We start from the raw sequence: 21,819 nt of genomic DNA, 5'->3' as shown, positions 1-21,819 counted from the left end.
AATATGCGTCGGGTAACCGTCCGGTTATAGGGTTGTTCGGTGGCCTGTCAGGCACGCTCCGTCAGCAGGCGATGGACGTACTGGTCTACGTAGTCGAAGCCACGACCGTCGAAATCAACAAAGCGGATACCCAGCTGGAACTCGTCCCTGGCGACCCGGCGCAGATGGGCGATATGCCCCCGGGCCGCCAGGTTGACCGATTGCTGGGGCAGGACGGGCACCTCGAAGTGTGCGTTGATGTCGATCCAGTCTCCGGGGGCAGGGGTGCGTCTACCGGGGATGAGCGTTTGGGCAACGGCGTCGGAGCACCGGATCATCATGCCGGCCCGTGACAGATTGCACATCTCGCACTCAATCGCTGCCTGTCCGGGGCGATTCAGCGTCACAGGGAGGCAGACCTCCGCACGCTGCTGGTCCCGGAGGTTTGGTTCGGCAGAGCGCGGTTTGACCCGCATGGGCCTGACGGCGGCGGACTCGACGTCGAGCGGCTTTCCCATGGTCATATCCTGTTCGGTATAGTTACCTGTCGTGCCCGAAAATAAGGTAACGGCCCTCATGAAAGCCTGGTGCGCGTCCTGCGGCCTGACGTTGACTCCATTGTCGTTGCATTCTCCCGGCGCTGTACTTCACCGGTACCAGACCCCTCTTCGGAGGCTCGTAAGATACGTCTGTAACTTCGGGCGGAGATTACGGTTTTTATTTTTCGAGGAGTTTAGCTGGTGGATTACTGAGCAGCAAGTGTGGGGGTCGTGATGCCGGTCATGTTATTAAACATTTGTTTGATTAACGATTGAACACCTTCTGGTGCCAGGCCCCGGTGAGGTAGAATGCGCCTGCACCATTCTTCTGACAAAGACGGTCTTCCTGATGACGCAGAAAACTCCCGCCACTGGTAGTGGCAATAGTGGCAAGGTCGGATTTATCAGTCTTGGCTGCCCCAAGGCCCTGGTGGATTCCGAACGCATCCTGACCCAGCTTCGCCTGGACGGCTATGACGTCGTGCCTTCCTACGATGATGCAGACATCGTCGTAGTGAATACCTGTGGCTTTATCGACGCCGCCAAGCAGGAATCCCTGGACGCCATCGGCGAAGCCATCAGTGAGAATGGCAAGGTCATCGTTACCGGCTGCATGGGCGTGGAGGCAGAGCGCATCCGCGAGACCCATCCGGGCGTACTGGCCGTTTCAGGCCCACAGGCCTACGAGGAAGTGGTCGGTGCAGTACACGAGTACGTGCCCCCGAAGCAGGACCATGATCCCTTTGTGGACCTGGTGCCACCCCAGGGTATCAAGCTGACGCCCCGGCACTATGCCTACCTCAAGATATCCGAGGGCTGTAACCACGGTTGCACCTTCTGCATCATCCCGGACATGCGCGGCAAGCTGGTCAGTCGTCCCATTGGTGATGTAATGGATGAAGCGAAGCGCCTGGTGGATGCTGGCGTGAAGGAGCTACTGGTCATCTCCCAGGACACTTCCGCCTACGGTGTGGATATCAAATACCGCACCGGGTTCTGGCAGGGTAAGCCCCTGAAAACGAAGATGCAGTCCCTGTGCGAAGCCCTGGGCGATATGGGCGTGTGGGTTCGACTGCACTACGTGTACCCCTATCCCCATGTGGACGACATCATCCCGCTGATGGCCGAAGGCAAGATCCTGCCGTACCTGGATATCCCGTTCCAGCACGCCAGCCCGAAAGTGCTCAGGGCCATGAAACGCCCGGCCCATGACAGCAAGACCCTGGAGCGTATCAGGAAGTGGCGGGAGATCTGCCCGGAACTGACCATCCGCTCTACCTTTATTGTCGGCTTCCCGGGCGAGACCGAGGAAGACTTCCAGTACCTGCTCGACTGGCTGGACGAAGCGCAGCTCGACCGCGTGGGTGCCTTCACCTACAGCCCGGTAGAAGGCGCGAAAGCCAACGAACTGGAAGGCGCCGTGCCGGAAGATGTGAAGGAAGAGCGACTGGCCCGCTTTATGGCCAAGCAGGCTGAAATATCAGCCGCCCGCTTACAGGCCAGGATTGGCAAGACCATTGAGGTACTGATCGACGAAGTGGACGAAGAAGGTGCCATTGGTCGCTCAAAAGCCGATGCCCCGGAAATCGACGGCATGGTTTACCTCAATGGTGAGACCGACCTGCAGCCAGGCCAGATTGTCCAGGCGGTGGTAGAACACGCCGACGAGCACGACCTCTGGGCCGCGCTGACCTGATTGCAGAAAGTTGAATGGGTGGGGTGGGGGTACCTTCCCGCAGGGAAAAAGGTGTCTGAGCGAAGCGAGTTCTTTTTCCCGGAGGGAAGGTACCCCCACCCCGCCCAAACACCACCCTCAGACGTCAGACGTCACCAACCCGCGCAACGATCTCCGCATAGTAGTCATCAAAGTCCTTGAACTCGATGCTGTCCCGCCCACAGCAGCGGATGCGACCGGACTTGATGTCATACACCCAGCCGTGCACCTCGATCTTGCCTGTAGCCAGCTTGGCCGCCACCACCGGGTGGGTTCGCAGATGCTGAACCTGCTGGAGCACGTTTTCCTCGATGGCTTCATTGAGGTACTTCGGGTCCAGTGGCTCCTCGCCGCCAATGTTATGGCGCTCCCGCACAATTTCCATGGCGGAACGGCAATGTCCCAACCACTCCTTTACATGGGGCAGGCCTTTAAGGGCTGGAATATCCAGTGCGCCCTTGATGGCGCCACAGTCGGTGTGGCCACAGACGATAATGTGGCGAACGCCCAGCACCGCCACCGCATATTCGATGGAAGCGGTCATGCCCCCGGTCTCATTGCTGTGGGGGGGGATAACGTTACCGGCGTTGCGGCAGATAAACAGGTCCCCCGGGTGTGAGCCGGTCACCATATTCGGATCGATGCGCGAATCCGAACAGGTGAAGAAGAGTACGTCCGGGTTCTGGTGGTCTGCCAAAGCGCCGAACAGGTCTTTGTGCTCCGGATAGACGTTCCTGCGAAAATCCAGTACGCCGCGAACAATATGATCCATAAACTGTGCTCCTGTTCCTGCCGTTCAGGCAATCTCGATCAGTACTTCGCCCGGAGTAATCCGGTCGCCCTTGGTAATATGAACGGCCTGTACTGTGCCGTCGACACTGGTGTGAATTTCAGACTCCATTTTCATGGCTTCAGTAATCAGTACAGCCTGGCCGGCGGAGACCGTATCCCCCTCGCTGACCAGTACGTCCACCACGTTGCCGGGCATGGTGGTTGTGACATGACCGGGGTCGGTGGCCTTCTTGCGACCGCTGCCGCCGCCGGAGGCATCGTATTCGTTGAGGGATTCGAACACCACTTCCTGGGGCATACCGTCCAGTGACAGATACAGCTTGCGCTTGCCGGGACCGGATGCGCCGACACCGGTAACCGCGACCTCATAGGTCTCTCCGTGTACATCAATGCGGAACTCGGTGGCCACAGCCGCGCCCATGCGATCACGGCCCTTGTTTTCCACTGGCTGCAACTCTTCCGGCTGCAAGGTGCCGTCCCTGCGCTGTTGCAGGAACTCCCGGCCAAGGTCGGGGAACATGGCGTAGGTAAGTACATCTTCCTCGCAAGTAGCCAGGTTACCGATGTCTGCCCGCAATTTGTTCAGCTCGGGGCTGAGAAGGTCTGCGGGACGGCCGTCGTTCACGCTTTCGTTGCCGATGGCTTTCTTCTGGATGTCTGTATTCACGTCTGCCGGCGGGTGCCCGTAACCGCCCTGCAGGTAGCGTTTCACCTCGTTGGTTATGGTCTTGTAACGCTGGCCGGCCAGCACGTTATACACCGCCTGGGTGCCGACAATCTGCGAGGTAGGCGTCACCAGCGGGGGGTAGCCCAGGTCGGCCCGCACCCGCGGGATCTCGTTGAATACATCGCGGATCTTGTCCAGGGCGTTCTGTTCCTTCAGCTGGTTAGCCAGGTTGGACATCATACCCCCCGGCACCTGGTTGATCTGTACGGACACATCTTCCCGGGTAAATTCGCTTTCGAACTGCTGGTACTTCCTGCGCACCTCCCGGAAGTAGTCGGCAATCTCACTCAGCAGCTCCAGGTCCAGGCCGGTGTCGAATTCAGTGTCCTTCAGGGCGGCCACCTGGGATTCCGTTGCCGGATGGCTGGTGCCATTGGCAAAGGAGGAGATGGCAGTATCAATCCGGTCTGCCCCGGCTTCGATGGCTTTTAGCTGGCACATGGGCGCCAGACCGGCGGTGGCGTGGCTGTGAACCACCAGAGGCAGATCCACCTCTGACTTGATGGCTTTTACCAGCTCGTAGGTAGCGTAAGGTGTCAGCAAGCCGGCCATATCTTTGATGGCAATGGAATCTGCCCCCATGGCCTTCAACTCCTGGGCTTGCGTAACAAACAGTTCCGGCGTATGGACCGGGCTGGTGGTGTAACAGATGGTGCCCTGGGCGTGTTTGCCAGCCTTATTTACCGCTGTCATGGCGGTTTCCAGGTTGCGCAGGTCGTTCAGGGCGTCGAACACCCGGAACACATCAATGCCGTTGTCAGCGGCTTTCTGCACAAAGGCTTCCACGACATCGTCTGCATAGTGGCGATACCCCAGCAGGTTCTGGCCCCGCAGCAGCATCTGCAGGCGGGTGTTGGGTAGCGCCTTGCGCAACTGACGCAGTCGTTCCCACGGGTCCTCTTTAAGGAAGCGTACGCAGGCGTCAAAGGTGGCGCCGCCCCAGACTTCCAGCGACCAGTAACCCACCTGGTCCAGCTTGTCGCAAATGGGCAGCATGTCTTCCGTGCGCATCCGGGTGGCAATCAGCGACTGGTGCGCATCACGAAGGATAACGTCGGTGACTTCGATTTTCCTGGCATTGCTCATGTTCAGTCCTCCTGCGGATTACCAGCCGGCGTGGGCTGCGATCGTGGCTGCAATGGCCAGCGCAATTTCACTCGGGTGCCGTTTGGCGGAGTAGTTCAGTAACTCCGGATGAGCCGGTACGAAGCTGGTGTCGAATACCCCGGCCCGGAAATCCGGATGGTCCAGAATCTGCTGGTAATAGTTGGCGGTGGTGGTGATGCCGTGCAGGCGCATGTCATCCAGTGCACGCTTGCCACGGGCAATTACTTCGTCCCAGGTCAGTGCCCACACCACCAGTTTCAGGCACATGGAGTCGTAGTAGGGCGGAATCTCGTAGCCGGTATAGATCGCTGTGTCGACTCTCACGCCGGGCCCCCCGGGGGCGTAATAATGGGTGATGCGCCCGAAACTGGGTAGGAAGTCGTTTTTCGGGTCTTCCGCATTGATCCGGAACTGCAGCGCATAGCCCCGGTAGGAAATATCCTCCTGCCGGTAACTCAGGCGCTCCCCGGCAGCAATGCGCAGCTGTTCCCGCACAATATCCACCCCGGTGATGGCTTCGGTGATGGTGTGTTCAACCTGCACCCGGGTGTTCATTTCCATGAAATACACTTCATTGCCGGTCAGCAAAAACTCCACTGTGCCGGCATTTTCGTAACCCACGGCCTTGGCGGCCTTAACCGCCAGGTCGCCAATGTACTGGCGCTGTTCAGGGGTGAGCTGAGGGCTGGGAGCAATCTCGATCAGCTTCTGGTTACGGCGCTGGATGGAGCAGTCGCGCTCGAACAGGTGGATGGCATCGCCCCGGCTGTCTGCCAGCACCTGCACCTCGATGTGACGCGGGTTAACAATGCACTTCTCCATGAAGACTTCGGCGGACCCGAATGCCTTGGTCGCCTCCGAGATCACCCGTGGGTACTGGGTTCTCAGCTCGTCCGGCGTATCGCACCGGCGTATGCCCCGGCCACCACCGCCGGAGGTGGCTTTGAGCATGACCGGGTAGCCGATTTCGCCGGCCAGTTTGAGGGCTTCGTCCAGATCCGTCAGGTTGCCCTCGGAGCCGGGGGTAACCGGTACGCCCGCCGCCCGCATGCTGGCTCGGGCCTGGGTCTTGTCACCCATTTTGTGAATGACGTCGGATTTCGGGCCGATAAAGGTCACTCCATGTTGCTCACACAGCTTCGCGAAGCGGGCATTCTCTGAAAGAAAGCCGTAGCCTGGATGGATGGCGTCGCAGCCGGTTTCCAGTGCCAGGTTCACAATCCTTGCAGGGTCCAGGTAGCCCGCCAGCGGGTCCTCGCCCAGAGAATAGGATTCGTCTGCGCGTTTGACGTGCAGGCCGTAACGATCCGGCTCGGTATAGATTGCCACCGAACGGATACCCATCTCCGCACAGGCCCGCTCAATGCGCACCGCGATCTCGCCACGGTTGGCAATTAGAACTTTCTTCAACATGGGCGATTCCTCATCTCGTCGTCCCGAATGAAGGTTTAAAAAGCTTAACGGGGGTTACGAATCAGGAAAAATTGATATTTTTTCGCTATTGTATAAGTAATAGTTTATAGACAGTGTGAGGTAAGGCCGCATGCCCCTGAGTATCCAGAAACTTGCCAACCGCCTAACCTTCCGGCAGCTGCAGGTGTTCAAGGCCGTCCATGACCTGAGGAGCTACTCGAGAGCCGGCGATCTCTTGGGCTTGACCCAGCCGGCTGTCAGCAGCCAGGTGAGGCACCTGGAGCAGGCGCTGGGCACGCCCATGTTTGAATACGTCGGCCGCAAACTCTACTGCACCGCGGCAGGAGAAGAGATGGCGGCGTGCGTGCGCTCGGTGTTCCGGGAACTAGCGGACATGCAGAATCGTCTGGCGGCGCTGGAGGGCCGGGTGGCTGGAGATCTCCGCCTGGTGGCAGTCAGCACAGCACAGTATGTTGTGCCGTATTTGTTGCGCTCGTTCCTGCAGCTGAATCCGCAGGTCAACATCTCGGTGGCGGTGGTCAACCGGGCTACCGCCCTGCAACGGCTGAGCGAGAACAGCGATGACCTGGTAATCATGGGTATGGTGCCGCCGGATAAGCCGCTCAAGTCATTGCCCTTCCTTGATAATGAGCTTGTCCCCGTTGTTCCTGCAGGTCACCCGCTGCTGAAGCGCACAACTGTGAGTCCTGACGAGTTCCTGAACGCCAGGCTGTTGATCCGGGAGAGCGGATCCGGTAGCCGCCTCGCGCTGGAGGTGTATTGCCAGCAGCATCGTCTGAAGATTGAGCCAGCCATGGAGCTGGGATCCAATGACGCGGTCAAGCATGCGGTTCTGGCGGGGTTGGGTGTGGCAGTGGTACCCCGTTTGAGTGCGGTATCGGAACTGGCGCTGGGCTCACTTCGGGAGCTGGATATTAGTGGCTTCCCCTTGCGACGCAGCTGGTGCCTGGTTTACCCGCAGGCGAGGTACCCGACCCCTGTCATGCAGGCCTTTATCGACTATGTTCAGCAGAATATTGCCGGTTTCGAACGCACGTTCCGGGAAATGGTTGGCCAGGGCATCCAGCCTGAAGGGAATTGAAAGAGGCTCTCCGAACGGGAGAGCCTCGGGTAATGCGGCCTTAGCCGTCGAGTTTGCGGGCCAGGATTTCGTTGAAGAGCTTGGGGTTGCCCTGCCCTTTGGATGCTTTCATCAGCGGCCCCATAAAGCCCCCGAGCATTTTCTTGCGCTTTTTCGGGTCTTCTTCGTTCTGGTACTGGGCAACCTGGTCCGGCATGCCGGAGAGCACTTCGTCTACCATCTTCTCAAGTTCCCCGGTGTCTGACACCTGCTTCAGGCCCTTGGCATCGATGATCGCGTCCACATCGCCATTGTCGCCGGCCCAGAGCGCTTCGAAGACCTTCTTGGCGCCAGCGGACGAAATGGTATTGTCTGCAATCCGCGCGACCAGGTTGCCGAGCTGCTTGCCGTCAACGGGCGCCTGCGCCACAGACTTCTCATCGGCATTCAGGCGGGCCGAGAATTCCCCGAGAATCCAGTTGGCCGACAGCTTGGCATCCTTGCCGTGCAGTACTGTCTCCTCGAACAAGGCCGCCAGTTTCGAGTCGCCAGCCAGCAGCCCTGCGTCATAGTCGTTCAGGCCGTACTGGTCCATAAAGCGCGCCTTGCGGGTGTCTGGCAGTTCCGGGAGGCTGTTGCGGGCCTCTTCAATAAAGGCGTCATCCAGTACCACCGGCAGCAGGTCCGGGCAGGGGAAGTAGCGGTAGTCGTTGGCTTCCTCCTTGGTGCGCATGGAGCGGGATTCGTCGCGGTCGCCGTTGTAAAGGCGGGTTTCCTGGGTGATGGTGCCGCCGTCTTCCAGGATGTCCATCTGCCGCTCCACTTCATGGGCGATGGCCTGCTCCATAAACCGGAACGAGTTCAGGTTCTTGGTTTCCGTGCGGGTGCCCAGGGTGTCAGAGCCCCTTGGCTTGAGTGAGATGTTTACATCGAAGCGCATGGACCCCTGAGACATGTCACCGTCGCAGATACCCAGGGAGGTCACAATGCCGTGGAGCTTTTTGGCAAAGGCGACGGCTTCCTCGGCATTATTCATATCCGGCTCAGTGACGACTTCGATCAGCGGGGTGCCGGCCCGGTTCAGGTCCACCCCGGTCATGCCGTGGCCCATGCTGTCATGGATAGCCTCGTGCAGTGACTTGCCGGCGTCCTCTTCCAGGTGCGCATGGTGGATGCGTACCCGCTTTGATTCACCGTTCCCCAGCTCGATATCCACGTAGCCGGGCCCGACAATTGGGCGGGCCAGCTGGGTGGTCTGATAGCCCTTGGGCAGGTCCGGGTAGAAGTAGTTCTTGCGCTCAAACACCGAGCGGCGCTCGATCTCGGCGTTTACCGCGAGGCCAAACATCACGGCGTAGCGGAAAGCCTGCTCGTTGGGCACCGGCAGGGTGCCGGGCATGGCCAGGTCAACGGCGTTGGCCTGGGTGTTGGGCTCGGCGCCGTAGGCGGTGCTGGAGCCGGAAAAGATCTTGGTGCGGGTGGCGAGCTGAACATGGATCTCCAGCCCGATGACGATATCCCATTGCATGTGGCTCTTTCCTCCGTCGGGCTTAGTTGGGCTCGCGCTGGTGCCAGTCGGTCACCTGCTGGAACTGATGGGCGGCGTTGAGCAGCCGGGCTTCGGAGAAATAGTCCCCGATGATCTGCAAGCCAACCGGCAGGCCGTCGATAAAGCCGGCCGGAACCGACATGGCCGGCACACCGGCCAGGTTAATCGCAATGGTGAACACGTCCTCCAGGTACATGGTGACCGGATCGGTGTTCTTCTCGCCCTGAATAAACGCCGGCGACGGCGATGTGGGGCTCATCAGTACATCCACTTCCTGGAAGGCATTGACGAAATCCTGCTGGATCAGCCGGCGCACTTTCTGGGCCTTTAGGTAATAGGCGTCGAAGTAACCTGCCGACAGGGCGTAGGTGCCCACCAGGATCCGGCGCTTCACTTCATTGCCGAAGCCCTCGGCGCGGGTACGGGTGTAAAGATCCATCAGGTCTTTCGGATCGTCACAGCGATAGCCGTAGCGAACGCCGTCAAAACGGGACAGGTTGGCCGACGCCTCTGCCGGGGCGATAACGTAGTATGCTGCGATGGCCAGTTTGGCGTGGGGCAGGGAGACCTCCTTCACCGTGGCGCCCAGCTTCTCGTACTCTTTTACCGCGTCGCGGACCTGTTGCTCCATGGCCGGGCTGAGCTGGTCCGAGAGGTACTCCCTGGGCAGGCCGATTTTCAGGCCTTTCAGGGGCTCGTTGAGGGTGGCTGTGTAGTCTGGCACCTCACGATCGACGCTGGTGGAGTCTTTCGGGTCGAAACCGGCCATGACGTTGAGCATCATGGCGTTGTCCTCTGCGGTGCGGGCCATGGTGCCGCCCTGGTCCAGGCTGGAGGCAAACGCGATCATGCCATAGCGGGACACCCGGCCATAGGTCGGTTTGAGGCCAGTGATGCCACACAGGGCGGCCGGCTGACGGATCGAACCCCCGGTATCGGTGGCGGTGGCCGCCGGTACCAGGCGTGCGGCTACGGCCGCCGCGGAGCCACCGGAAGAGCCGCCAGGTACACGCTTTTCACCCCAGGGGTTGGTGACCGGGCCGAAATGGCTGGACTCGTTGGACGAGCCCATGGCGAATTCGTCCATGTTGGTCTTGCCGAGGCAAACCGCGCCGGCCTTGCGGAAGTTTGCGGTGACTGTCGCATCGTAGGGTGGCACGAAGTTCGCCAGCATCTTCGATCCGCAGGTGGTGCGTACACCGTTAGTGCAGAAAATGTCCTTGTGGGCGAAGGGTACGCCGGTCCAGGGCGTGGCATTGCCGGCGGCACGCTGCTCGTCAGCTGTCCTGGCGTCCGCCAGGGCCTGGTCCTCGGTAACGGTAATGAAACTGTTGTACTTGCCGTCTTCGTTGCGGATACGGTCAAGGAACTGACGGGTCAGCTCCACGCTGGATACGGTGCCTTGCTCCAGCGCGCGGGATAGTTCGGCTACGGATTTGTTGTGCATGGTGGTTCCTGGGTCGCTGGTCGGTCACTCGATTACGCGGGGGGCGAGGTAAAGGCCGTTCTCCGTGGCCGGGGCAATGGCCTGGAAGGCGGCGCGCTGGTCCGTCTCGGTTACCTCATCCGGCCGCAGGCGCTGGACGGCGTCCAGGGGGTGAGCCAGGGGCTCGACCGACTCGGTATCAGCGGCGCTGAGCTGGTCTACCAGGTCCAGGATATTGCCCAGGTCCTTTTCCAGGGCCGACACCTGCTCATCATCCACCTGGATGCGGGCAAGCACCGCGACTTTTTCAATGTCCTTGCGGGAAATGGTCACGCATTGCCTCCGGGGTTTATGGAAAATCGCTATGTTAACAGATCCATGGCCAGTGGCAGTACCCTGACGGTGCCGTAAAGGCTTGTAACGCCGCGGATCACGCCTTGCCTGCAGGGATGCTCACTGCTAAAGTTGCCGCATCATTTCCAGACTGCATTTCTCAGGTTGAAAAAACACGAATGTTGAAACGTATCCGAGGCCTATTCTCAAGCGATCTCTCGATCGATCTTGGTACCGCGAACACCCTTATCTATGTCCGTGAGCGGGGGATCGTCCTGAATGAGCCTTCGGTGGTGGCTATCCGGACCAATAACTCCCAGAAGATGGTCGCGGCCGTAGGTGCCGAGGCAAAGCGGATGCTTGGCCGCACGCCGGGCAATATCACGGCAATCCGCCCTATGAAGGACGGCGTTATCGCTGACTTCGTGGTCACCGAGAAAATGCTGCAGCACTTTATTCACAAGGTGCACGAGAACAGCTTTATTACTCCGAGCCCGCGGGTGCTGGTGTGTGTGCCCAGCAAATCCACCCAGGTTGAAAAGAAGGCCATCCGGGAATCTGCCCTCGGCGCCGGAGCCCGGGAAGTCCTGTTGATCGAAGAGCCCATGGCCGCAGCCATCGGGGCGGGGCTGCCGGTGGAGGAAGCCAGTGGCTCCATGATTGTCGATATTGGTGGGGGCACCACCGAGATCGCCATTATTTCCCTGAATGGTATCGTCTACGCAGAATCCGTCAGGGTTGGTGGCGACAAGTTTGACGAAGCCATCGTCACCTACGTGCGTCGCAATTACGGCAGCCTGATCGGTGACTCCACGGCCGAACGTATCAAGCATGAGATCGGCTGTGCCTATGAAGGCGTTGAAGTCAGGGAAATCGACGTCCGTGGCCGCAACCTGGCTGAAGGTGTACCGAGGCTGTTCACCCTTAACAGTGAGGAAATCCTGGAGGCACTGCAGGAGTCCCTCGCCCAGATCGTGCAGACCGTCAAAAGTGCGCTGGAGCAGTCTCCGCCGGAGCTGGCCTCTGATATTGCCGAACGCGGCATCGTGCTGACCGGTGGTGGTGCCCTGCTACGTGGCCTCGACAAGCTGATTGCCGAAGAGACCGGGCTGCCGGTCATCATAGCGGAAGATCCGCTGACCTGTGTCGCCCGTGGTGGCGGCAAGGCGCTGGAGGTTATTGATCGCGGTGGAATCGGTATGTTCTCCCAGGAGGGGTGACCATGGTACCGGGTTCCGGCCTGTCCAGCGTACGCCGACAACCGCCGCTGAGGATCTCCTCCAGCGGCGGTTGTGTTATCAGGGCGGGGGGGCAGCACCATTAAGACGATCTTTGTCCAGGGCGGTGTTCCCGGGTTTCGGTTGTTGTTCGTGCTGGTTCTGTCTGCGGTGCTCATTGTGGCGGATGCCCGCTTTGATCGCCTTGAGCCTGCTCGCAGTGCCATTGCCAGCGTGCTTGCCCCCGTACTCTGGCTGGGGAACGCCCCTGACCGCTTTTCGAACTGGTTCGCCGGCGTTATTACACCCCGCGAGGACCTGCTCAGCGAAAACGAAGCGCTCAAGGCGCGGCTGATGATCCTCGAACGCCGGGCCCTCAAATACGGTGCCCTGGCGGCCGAGAACAACCGCCTCCGGGACCTGATGAACGCCTCCGCCACGCTGGATGACCGGGTGGTCGTGGCCGAGGTGGTCGGGGTGTCGCCAGACCCGTTCTCCCATGAAGTCGTTATCAACAAGGGCGCGAGGGATGGCGTCGAAGCAGGCCAGGCGATTCTGGATGCCAATGGGCTTATGGGCCAGGTGCTTTACACGGCGGCGTTCACATCACGGGTGTTGTTGATATCCGACAGCAGCCATGCCGTGCCCGTGGAAGTGCTTCGCAATGGTCTGCGGGCGATATTGCTGGGCAACGGAGACATCAGTCAGCTCGAGCTTGTCCATGTACCGGATACCGCAGACATCCGTGAAGGCGACGTGCTGGTCAGCTCCGGGCTTGGCGGTCGCTTCCCCAAGGGCTATCCCGTGGCAGAAGTCTCCTCTATCGCCAAGGAACCCGGTGCTCCGTTTGTAACGATCCACGCGACACCCATGGCGAGGCTCAGTCGCAGCAAGCTGGTGCTTGTCGTGTTTTCAGAGGCGGGGACCGTCGTGCCCGAAGAACTGTATGACCAGCAACCCCCCGGCAGCAGTAATGGTGAGGCTGCCGCCGGGCCGGGCGACAACGGAGGGGAGGGCTGATGTTATCAGTGATCAGCTACCCGGTAATGATCGTCAGCGTCATCATTTCGCTGGTGCTCAGCATATCCCTGTTTCCCCAGGGCTGGTTCGAGTTTCGCCCTGAGTGGGTCACCCTCATGGTCTTTTACTGGACCTACCGTGCACCATCCCAGTTTGGCATCCTGACTGCCTTCGTACTCGGCATACTGCTGGATGTACTGGAAGCGACGCCCCTGGGTGTGAACGGCCTGGCCATGGCAGTGGTCGCGTTCCTGGTGCTTACGGTTCATCAGCGTTTGCGAATGTTTCCCCTGATACAGCAGAGCATCCTTGTCTTCCTGCTGGTGGGCATCAACCAGATGGTGGTGCATTTCATCAAGCACCTGCTGGGGGGGCAAACACCCGGTTTCGAATACCTGTGGCCGGCAGCCACCAGCGCGGTGTTGTGGCTGCTGCTGTGCCCGGTACTCGACAAACTGAACCTGAAACTGGGCTGATACAGCCGGACCGACCAACATGGCAAAGAACATTGTACTTGCCTCTGCATCGCCCAGAAGGGCAGACCTGCTGAGGCAGCTTGGGCTATGCTTCACAACACGGCCCGTCGATATTGACGAGACGCCCCTGCCGGGCGAGGAGGCGTCAGCCTATGTGCATCGGCTGGCCGGGGAGAAAGCCGTTGCCGGGTTTACAAGGGCAGGCGACCCGGATGCGCTGGTTCTTGGCTCGGACACCACCGTCGTCCTGGACGGACGTGTGCTGGGCAAACCGACCGACCGGGAACACGCGAAAACCATGCTGGGTGCGCTCTCCGGGCGTACCCACCAGGTGATGACCGGGGTCGCGCTGACGGGCCAGGCGGGAACGGAAATCCTGGTCAGTATCACAGAAGTGACCTTTCGCACTCTTGGTGAGCGTGAAATCGATGCCTACTGCGCAAGCGGTGAACCCATGGACAAGGCTGGCGGTTATGGCATCCAGGGCCGCGGTGGAGCCTTTGTGTCCGCCATCACCGGCAGTTACAGTGCGGTAGTGGGCCTGCCGCTGGACGTGGTCGCGGGCTTGCTGGAGCAGGCAGGTCTTCCGGTCTGGGAATGCTGGATATCCAATAACAACGGAGAATGACATGAGCGAGGAAATCCTGATCAACGTGACACCGGTGGAAACCCGGGTAGCGCTGGTTGAAAACGGGATGCTTCAGGAAGCTTATGTCGAACGGACCACCCGCCGGGGCATCGTCGGCAACATCTTCAAGGGCAAGGTGGTCAGGGTGCTGCCGGGCATGGAAGCAGCCTTTGTGGACATCGGCCTGGAGCGGGCCGCCTTTATCCACGCCTCGGATGTCATGCCCTCCATGTCGGACGGCGAAGTGAGTGAGCCCAGTGACGGACCGCGCACAGTGCCCGATATCCGCACACTGCTGCGAGAGGGGCAGTCGCTGGTGGTGCAGGTTACCAAGGACCCCATCGGCACCAAGGGGGCACGGCTTACCACCCAGCTTTCGATACCGTCACGCTACCTGGTGTTCATGCCCGGCGTGCATCATATCGGCATTTCCCAGCGCATCGAGGACGACGAGGAGCGCGCTCGCCTCCGGGGTATCCTTGATGGTGCCATCAGTGAGCAGGGGGATTGCGCCGGCGGCTTTATTATCCGTACCGCGGCGGAGGGTGTTTCCGAGGAAGACCTGCTGGCCGACATGGTCTACCTGCAGCGCCTGAACCAGTCCATTGTTGACCGTATCGAGCATGCCAGCCTGCCGTCCAGTATCTACCAGGACCTCCCGCTCTTTATCCGTACCATCCGTGACCTGATCCGCCCCCAGACCGAAAAGGTACGGATAGATTCCCGGGAGAGCTACCAGCGGGTCATGGACTTTGTGCGGGAGTTCGTTTCCGAGTTCGAAACCAAGGTGGAGTACTACCCCGGAGAGCGGCCGATATTCGACCTGTACAGCGTCGAGGACGAAATCCAGAAAGCCCTGAGCCGCAAGGTACAGCTGAAATCCGGTGGCTATGTGATCATAGACCAGACCGAGGCCATGACCACCATTGATATCAACACCGGGGCGTTTGTTGGTCACCGGAACCTGGAAGAGACCATATTCAAGACCAACCTGGAGGCAGCCCGGGCCATCAGCCGGCAACTGCGCCTGAGAAATCTTGGCGGCATCATCATCATTGATTTCATCGACATGGACGACCCGGAGCACCAGCGCCAGGTGCACCGGATGCTGGAAAAGATGCTCGAGCGGGACCACGCCAAGACCAAGATCACCGGGGTCTCGGAGCTGGGCCTGGTGGAAATGACCCGCAAGCGCACCACCGAGAGTCTCGGTCAGATACTGTGTGAGCCCTGTCCCATCTGCGATGGTCGCGGCTTCCTCAAGACCGCCGAGACCGTATGTTATGAAATTTTCCGGGAGATCCTGCGGATCAATCGTGCCTATGATGCCGAAAGCTACCTGGTGATGGCTTCCCAGAAAGTGGTGGACCGACTGCTGGATGAAGAGGCCGATAACGTGGCCGACCTGGAAACCTTTATTGAAAAGTCGATCCGCTTCCAGGTTGAGTCCTTCTACAGCCAGGAGCAGTACGATGTGGTGTTACTCTGAGCACCATGGTCCCGCCAACCCCGACACCGTCTGACCCCGTACCGGAGCCCACCGGCGACCGTACCCTGCTACGCTTTTCCCTGCTGGTCCTGATGTGGCTGTCTATCGGCCTGCTGCTGGTGGTCGCGGTGCTGACCAGCGGGGCCAGGTACGCAGCCGAGCACATCGACGACTATCGCCCCGCGCTGGAAACCCTCCTGAGCGACCGGTTGGGCCAGGAGGTGTCCATCGATGCGCTCTCGGCCCGCTGGCAGGGCACTGACCCGGTGCTCCAGGCTGAGGGGGTCCGTATTGCCCACAGGGACAAGGAACGCCAGAGCGCCCTCTCTCTGCAGCAACTGCTGCTTCAGCTCGATGGTTCCAGGTCCCTGTTTCGCCTGGGCCTGGTCTTCCATCGCATGGAAGCCGACGGCCTGGACCTGGTGCTGGAGCAGGGCCAGGACGGCCGATTGTCTATCGACGGCCTTATCATGCCGGAGGCTGGCCCGGGCATCAGCGGTGCTGACCCCGCGGCAGAGCCCTGGCTTGAACCCCGGCGCTGGCTGAACGAACTCACCGCCCGGATCTCTGACCCCCACGTTCGCCTGACCCACCTGACGGTTGGCCTGCGGACCCCCGGGTCTGACACCGTCTTCGTGGATATTCCGCAACTGGACCTGGCCTATGATGGCCAGAACATGTTGGCCTCAGGCAGGGCCATGCGCCAGGGTACGCTGGAACAGCTGGCCACCTTCTCTGTCAGCGGACAGGGTCTGATTGAAGGTCATTTTACCGGCCAGGTGTGGGCCGAACTGACACCGGGCGGCTTTTTTGAGGGGCTTACCCGGGGCCTGCAATGGCAGGGCTTTGAAATCCGGGAGCTGGATGCTGGCGCCCGGGCGTGGCTTACCTTCGCTGACGGGCAGCTGGAACGCCTCAATGGCGATGTGGAGGTAAACCGGATACAGCTGGAGAGCGAGCTCGACAGGTTCGCTCCGTTACGGAATCTCTCCGCCCGGGTCGGCTGGCGGCGCACCGACGCCGGTGCCAGTTTCCATGTCAGGGAACTGGGTTGGCAGTGGCAGGGCGACCAGGTTTCGGGCCTTGCAGGTCGGGTCGATTATGACCGCCTGCGGTTCCGGGTAAGCGCACCGGCGGTACCCCTGGGGCCACTGGCCAGGCTGCTTGTCGCCTCGGAGCTGTTGACCGCCCAGGGGGAGTTCCACCTGGCCGCACTGGCGCCCGAAGGTGACCTGGCGGCCTTCCAGCTTGAGATACCCCGCAGGCTGCCGCAAGAGTTCCACCTGTCCGCCCGGCTTGACGGTGTGTCGGTACAGCCCCATCTGGGCGCCCCGGGGGGCAGTAATGTGCAGGGTCAGTTGTGGCTGAATCGCCATGGAGGCCAGGCGCGGGTGGATGGTGAAGGCATGGCGCTCCACTTTCCGCAGCTGTTTGCTGGCCCCTGGGATTTCACAGAGGCAGCCGGGCACGTAGGCTGGCGGCTGGACGGAGGCATTACCCGGGTCTTCGCCCGGGGGCTCCAGGTGACCTACCAGGACCAGACCCACCTTGAAGGTGCCTTTGACCTGCGCCTGGACCGATACGGTGAAGACAACCTGGGGTTGAGGGTCTCGGTCGAGAATGGCAGGGCCGACATGCTGGCGGACTTTGTACCGGTGGGCGTCGTCGACGCCGGACTCTACGACTGGCTGACCACCGCGGTCCAGGCGGGGGAGGTTACCCAGGGCGAGTTCCATGGCCACGGCCAGATCGGCGATGACGCACCCGATGGCAGCTTCAGTACCGCCATGGAGTACCGGTTTCGTGACGGCCACATTACCTACGATCCTGCCTGGCCGGAAGTGACCGACGCCTCTGGCATGGTCCGTATTCACAATGACCGTACCCTGGTGAAACTGGACCAGGCGACAACGGGAGGCCTCTCGGTATCACAGGCCGAAGTCACCGTGGATGGTGGCGCGGCAAACCCCGTGATCGACGTGGCCGCCCGCACGACGGTGAGCGGAGATCAGCTCCGCTACTGGCTGGCGGAAACCCCCCTGGGCGACATGGCAGGCAATATCGCCCAGGAACTTTCCGTATCCGGTGATTACCAGACGGACCTGGCGCTGCAGATCCCGCTTGCGTCCGGCAGTACAGTGGGCGTGGATGCCCGTGTCGCCACCAACAATGGAAGCCTCCGATTCCCCGCCGCCGACCTGGACTGGCAGGCCATCAATGGCCAGCTTTCCTGGAATAGCCGACAGGGTTTTTCCACCGATGAGCTGGCCGCCCGTTTCCTTGGCCACCCGGTGTCAGTCACCCTGTCCGGTGGGGGTGAGCAGGCAGGCCTGACGATCACTCAGCGTGGCCAGGCCGACACGCAAACCCTGGGCGCCAGGCTACTTCCCGGGAGTGAGGGAATCCCCGGTCTTGAGGGGCGCCTACCTTATACCGCCACCATGGAATTTGCCCCTCAGTCACCGTCGCGGCTGGAGATAGAGGCAAATGCTGCCAGCCTCTGGTCTGAATGGCCCGACCCGTTGGGTCGGGAGGCTGGCCAGGAAGAGAACATCCACGCCATCGTGTCCTGGCCGGGACGAGAGGGAATGCAGGTCGAAGCGCGCTGGGGCGAGCGGCTGGCGGTGGCACTGGACTGGCAGGGGCAGGGCTTCCACGGCGGCGAAATCCTGGTCGGGAAGGGCGATGTCCCCACGCTCACGGGCGAGCCGGGCCTGTTCATACGTGCTGATGTGGCCAGCTTTTCCCCGGCCCAGTGGCAACCCTGGGTGGCGGAGATTCAGCAACTGATCTCCGGCCCTGCTACCGAGGGTGTGGCCCCTGAAGGTGGTGCGCCGTCAGTACCCTGGCTGAGACGGGTTGACCTGAAAACCGGGGAGCTTGTTATCGGAGAACACCGCCTGCCGGATGTCACCGCTTCCGTTATCCCGCAGCCAGGTGGGTGGCTGATTTCCAGTGACTCAGCCCGGGCCAGGGGCCAGATTCAGGTTCCCTCCGGGGAAGGCACAGTGAGTGTCCAGCTGGATGAACTGCGGCTGGCCCGCTCCGCGCAGGATAATACCGAAGCCTCCGCCGAGGCTCCGTCGTTGCTGACGCCTACGGAACAGCTGGAAAGCTTCCGCAGGATGGCGTCAGGGCACTGGCCAGAGGTGGAGGTAAGGATTGGCTCCCTCTGGCTGGGCCCGGACCCGGCCGGCAGCTGGTCCTTCCTGCTATCGCCATCGCGGGAGCAGGTTACCCTCAAGGACCTGCAGGGCAATATCGGCTCACTGGCGTTCGATGGCCGGCTCCGGTGGGGCGTGACATCCGGCAGTGAGCGGACTGTCCTGCAAGGTGTGCTGGAAGGGGGCGGGCTACAGGACCTGGCCGCCTTGCTGGGGGAAGAGGCGCCGTTGACCAATGAATCCTCGGTGATCGATCTCGGGGTGGCATGGCCAGGCCGGCCTGACCAGTTCGCCGCCGGGCGCCTTGATGGCACGTTCAGCCTGCGGCTTGAAGACGGCGTCATCCTGAAAAACAACGAAACCGCCCAGCTGTTCCGTCTCTTCAACCTGTTGAACACGGATACCCTTCAGCGCCGCCTGACCTTTGATTTCTCTGACCTCTATGAAGCCGGGGTGGCCTTTGATGCAATTTCCGGCAAGGGTAACCTCCGCCAGGGTGTCCTGACCTGGGATCCGGACCTCCAGTTGGCAGGGCCGTCGGGTGCCCTGCGTATGTCCGGCTCTACCAACCTGGCCGACCGGACCCTGGACATGCGCCTCGTGGTCGTTCTCCCGCTGACGCAGAACCTGCCCCTGGCAGCAATCCTTATGGGGGCATCTCCCCCGGTGGGGGGCGCTCTGTTCGTACTGGACAAACTGCTGGGCGAGCCATTGAGCAAACTGACCAGTGCGACTTATAGTGTAGGCGGAACCTGGGGTGAACCGGACGTGGACCTGCGTAACATCTTCGACACCGGTGGTGAGGAATAGAATCAACGGATCAGATACCTGACGACGACAAACCGGAGGCCGACATGCCCGCAACCATGGTTGCCGCCATACAGATGGTCAGTACCCATAACATCGACGAGAACCTGCGCCAGGCAGCCCTGCTGCTGGATCGGGCGGCAAGTCAGGGCGCGAGGGTAGCGGTACTGCCGGAGAACTTTGCGGCTCTGGACACCGATAACATGGTGCTCCATGGCAGCCGGGAGATTTCGCCGGACGGCCCCATCCGCAGCTTCCTGGCTGAGCAGGCTCGCAGGCACCGGCTCTGGATCGTTGGTGGCTCCCTGCCCATAGCGGCACGGCCTGACGGAACCCCCCTTGAGGAGCGGGTGCGGGCAAGTTGTATCGTTGTGAACGATCAGGGGAAGGAAGTTGCCCGCTACGACAAGGTCCACCTGTTCGACGCCATGGTGGCGGACAGCCAGGGGCAGTACCGGGAGTCCGATACCTTTGAGCCCGGCGACTCCCTGGTCACCGTGGATACCCCCGCCGGTCGCCTGGGACTGGCTATCTGCTACGACCTGCGCTTCCCGGAACTGTTCCGGCAGCTCCGGGACCGGCAGGCAGACTGGATCACCCTGCCCAGCGCCTTTACCTGGCAGACCGGCAATGCCCACTGGCACCCGTTAATCCAGGCCCGTGCCATTGAGAACCAGGTCTGGGTGGTGGCGCCCGGCCAGGGTGGGCAGAACAGCGAACACCGCCGCACCTGGGGGCATTCCATGATTGTCGACCCCTGGGGCAAGGTTCGGAAGGAACTCCCGGAAGGGGCCGGCGTTATCACCACGGCGCTTGACCCGGACTACCTGCAGCAGGTGCGCACACGCATGCCGGTATGGGAGCACCGCCGGCTATGACCTGACGCTGTTCATACCTCTACTTCCTGGAACAGCTCCGGTACCTCACAATCCCAGCCGAACCGTTCATGCACCCGCTTGCGCATGACGTCGGCGGCCAGCATTTCACCGTGGGTAATATAGACCTGGTCTGGCTTTAGTTGCCCCTGGCCCAGCCACTCCAGTATTTCCTGGTAATCACCGTGAGCCGACAGTGAGTCCAGATTATGGACCTCAGCTTTTACCGGCCAGTACTCGCCGTGGATCTTGACCGACTCGGCACCGTTAACCATGGCATCACCCCGGGTGCCTGGAGCCTGGAAGCCGGCAAAGACAATGCTGTTACGGGGATTGGGAAGCAGCATCTTCAGGTGGTGCAGCACCCGGCCGCCGCTGGCCATGCCACTGGCGGAAATAATGATGGCAGGGAACTTCTTCGTGGTCAGCTCGATGGACTCTTCCACCGAGCGCACAAAATGGGTGTTGTCATCAATCAGTTCGCACTGGGCCTGGTTCAGCCGGTGCTCCTTGTGGTGGCGGCAGAAAATCTCGGTTGCGCGGATCGCCATGGGGCTGTTCAGGTACACCGGCAGTTTCGGAATCTTGCCCTGGGCCATCAGCTTGTGCACCAGGTACAACAGCATCTGGGCGCGGCCCACGGCGAATGCCGGCATCAGTACCACACCACCTCGGCCCGCCGTCTTGCTGATAATCTCTGTCAGTTCATCTTCCGGGTCGGTGTCCCCGTGCAGGCGGTCACCATAGGTGGACTCGCACACCAGTACATCGGCTTTCTGGATCGGCTCTGGCGGCCGCATGATGACGTCGTTCTGCCGGCCTACGTCCCCGCTGAACACCACGGTCCGGCCATGCTCCGCGTGGCGAACGTGCACGCAGGACGAGCCGAGAATATGGCCCGCCGGGGTAAAGGACACATGGAATCCTTTCACCGGTTCGATTTCTTCATGGTAGTGCACCGACTCAAAGTGTTTCAGGGCCTCGTAGGCGTCTTTTTCCGTGAACAGGGGCTCCGGATGCTCATGCTTTGAGAACTTCTTGCGGAAGGCGTACCTGGCGTCCTCCTCCTGCAGGTATCCCGCATCCGGCAGCAGCACCTTGCACAGGTCATGGGTCGCCCTGGTGCAGTAAATCTTGCCCTTGAAGCCGTTTTTTACCAGCGCCGGCAGATAACCGGTATGGTCGATATGGGCATGGGTCAGCACCACCGCATTGATGGTGCCCGGCTCCACCGGGAAGGGAGCCCAGTTACGGCGACGTAACGTCTTGACGCCCTGATACATGCCACAATCCACCAGCAAGCGATGCTTGTCATCGCTGAGCAGGTAGCGTGAACCGGTAACCGTGCCTGTGCCGCCCAGGAATTGTAATTTCATCCGGATATCCCTCTGGAGAGTTGTGTTCTCACTATGAAGCATAGCTTGTCCGCGCACATTGATCTGATGCAAACCTGTGAGAGGCTTCACCGGGCCTGATAAACTTG

The 21,819-nt window shown here is 60.9% G+C and carries 17 protein-coding genes; 9 read left to right on the top strand and 8 right to left on the bottom strand.

Annotated elements, in window-relative coordinates:
- Window positions 1-47: 47 nt before the first annotated feature.
- Window positions 48-497, bottom strand: a complete 450-nt coding sequence (locus MLC59_RS01355; protein WP_248230244.1) for a PilZ domain-containing protein — start codon at window positions 495-497, stop codon at window positions 48-50.
- A gap of 370 nt (window positions 498-867) precedes the next feature.
- Here MLC59_RS01355 and rimO point away from each other — a divergent pair, with 370 nt between their 5' ends.
- Window positions 868-2,214: a 30S ribosomal protein S12 methylthiotransferase RimO gene (gene rimO, locus MLC59_RS01350; protein ID WP_248230243.1), complete on the top strand. Its 1,347-nt coding sequence runs from the start codon at window positions 868-870 to the stop codon at window positions 2,212-2,214.
- Window positions 2,215-2,338: 124 nt separating this feature from the next.
- Here the strand turns inward: rimO and MLC59_RS01345 are convergent, their stop codons facing one another.
- Genes MLC59_RS01345 through MLC59_RS01335 form a run of 3 tightly spaced genes read right to left on the bottom strand, consistent with a single transcriptional unit; the run spans window position 2,339 to window position 6,271 of the window.
- Entirely contained in the window at window positions 2,339-3,004 is a 666-nt protein-coding gene (locus MLC59_RS01345) for a carbonic anhydrase (RefSeq protein WP_248230242.1), read from the bottom strand.
- A gap of 24 nt (window positions 3,005-3,028) precedes the next feature.
- Window positions 3,029-4,837, bottom strand: a complete 1,809-nt coding sequence (gene oadA, locus MLC59_RS01340) for a sodium-extruding oxaloacetate decarboxylase subunit alpha (protein WP_248230241.1) — start codon at window positions 4,835-4,837, stop codon at window positions 3,029-3,031.
- Window positions 4,838-4,855: 18 nt separating this feature from the next.
- The gene (locus tag MLC59_RS01335) at window positions 4,856-6,271 is read right to left on the bottom strand and encodes an acetyl-CoA carboxylase biotin carboxylase subunit (protein ID WP_248230240.1); all 1,416 of its coding nucleotides are present in this window, start codon (window positions 6,269-6,271) and stop codon (window positions 4,856-4,858) included.
- Window positions 6,272-6,401: 130 nt separating this feature from the next.
- Here MLC59_RS01335 and MLC59_RS01330 point away from each other — a divergent pair, with 130 nt between their 5' ends.
- Window positions 6,402-7,373 carry a LysR family transcriptional regulator gene (locus MLC59_RS01330; RefSeq protein WP_248230239.1) on the top strand — a complete coding sequence of 324 codons (972 nt, stop codon included), beginning with the start codon at window positions 6,402-6,404 and terminating at the stop codon, window positions 7,371-7,373.
- Between the two features lie 40 nt (window positions 7,374-7,413).
- Here the strand turns inward: MLC59_RS01330 and gatB are convergent, their stop codons facing one another.
- The 3 genes from gatB to gatC are packed head-to-tail and all read right to left on the bottom strand — an operon-like array spanning window position 7,414 to window position 10,660.
- A complete protein-coding gene (gene gatB / locus MLC59_RS01325; RefSeq protein WP_248230238.1) occupies window positions 7,414-8,880 on the bottom strand; it encodes an Asp-tRNA(Asn)/Glu-tRNA(Gln) amidotransferase subunit GatB in 1,467 nt (488 codons plus the stop codon).
- Between the two features lie 22 nt (window positions 8,881-8,902).
- Entirely contained in the window at window positions 8,903-10,348 is a 1,446-nt protein-coding gene (gene gatA / locus MLC59_RS01320) for an Asp-tRNA(Asn)/Glu-tRNA(Gln) amidotransferase subunit GatA (protein WP_248230237.1), read from the bottom strand.
- 24 nt (window positions 10,349-10,372) lie between these two features.
- Complete coding sequence (gene gatC / locus MLC59_RS01315) at window positions 10,373-10,660, bottom strand: Asp-tRNA(Asn)/Glu-tRNA(Gln) amidotransferase subunit GatC (protein WP_248230236.1); 288 nt, start codon at window positions 10,658-10,660, stop codon at window positions 10,373-10,375.
- A 179-nt stretch (window positions 10,661-10,839) separates the two neighbouring features.
- Between gatC and MLC59_RS01310 the strand changes: the two genes are divergently transcribed.
- From MLC59_RS01310 to MLC59_RS01280, 7 genes are all read left to right on the top strand, one after another.
- Window positions 10,840-11,880 (top strand): rod shape-determining protein, encoded by a 1,041-nt coding sequence (locus tag MLC59_RS01310; RefSeq protein ID WP_248230235.1) that lies wholly within the window; start codon window positions 10,840-10,842, stop codon window positions 11,878-11,880.
- 141 nt (window positions 11,881-12,021) lie between these two features.
- Window positions 12,022-12,897 (top strand): rod shape-determining protein MreC, encoded by an 876-nt coding sequence (gene mreC, locus MLC59_RS01305; protein WP_248230234.1) that lies wholly within the window; start codon window positions 12,022-12,024, stop codon window positions 12,895-12,897.
- On the top strand, window positions 12,897-13,373 hold the full coding sequence (mreD, locus tag MLC59_RS01300; protein WP_248230233.1) for a rod shape-determining protein MreD: 477 nt from the start codon (window positions 12,897-12,899) through the stop codon (window positions 13,371-13,373). Before mreC ends, mreD begins: the two co-directional genes overlap by 1 nt.
- Before the next feature lie 19 nt (window positions 13,374-13,392).
- The gene (locus MLC59_RS01295; RefSeq protein ID WP_248230232.1) at window positions 13,393-14,001 is read left to right on the top strand and encodes a Maf family protein; all 609 of its coding nucleotides are present in this window, start codon (window positions 13,393-13,395) and stop codon (window positions 13,999-14,001) included.
- A 1-nt stretch (window position 14,002) separates the two neighbouring features.
- Complete coding sequence (gene rng, locus MLC59_RS01290) at window positions 14,003-15,490, top strand: ribonuclease G (RefSeq protein ID WP_248230231.1); 1,488 nt, start codon at window positions 14,003-14,005, stop codon at window positions 15,488-15,490.
- A 5-nt stretch (window positions 15,491-15,495) separates the two neighbouring features.
- Window positions 15,496-19,464: a YhdP family protein gene (locus MLC59_RS01285; protein ID WP_248230230.1), complete on the top strand. Its 3,969-nt coding sequence runs from the start codon at window positions 15,496-15,498 to the stop codon at window positions 19,462-19,464.
- A gap of 44 nt (window positions 19,465-19,508) precedes the next feature.
- On the top strand, window positions 19,509-20,339 hold the full coding sequence (locus MLC59_RS01280; RefSeq protein ID WP_248230229.1) for a carbon-nitrogen hydrolase family protein: 831 nt from the start codon (window positions 19,509-19,511) through the stop codon (window positions 20,337-20,339).
- Window positions 20,340-20,350: 11 nt separating this feature from the next.
- On the opposite strand, the gene MLC59_RS01275 is transcribed toward MLC59_RS01280, so the two are convergent.
- Window positions 20,351-21,712: an MBL fold metallo-hydrolase gene (locus MLC59_RS01275; protein WP_248230228.1), complete on the bottom strand. Its 1,362-nt coding sequence runs from the start codon at window positions 21,710-21,712 to the stop codon at window positions 20,351-20,353.
- Between the last annotated feature and the right edge of the window lie 107 nt (window positions 21,713-21,819).

It is taken from the genome of Marinobacter bryozoorum (assembly GCF_023156245.1).
In the GTDB taxonomy this organism is placed as follows: domain Bacteria; phylum Pseudomonadota; class Gammaproteobacteria; order Pseudomonadales; family Oleiphilaceae; genus Marinobacter; species Marinobacter bryozoorum.
Note: the sequence above shows the minus strand (reverse complement) of the source record. Positions and strands in the feature narration are given on the sequence as shown.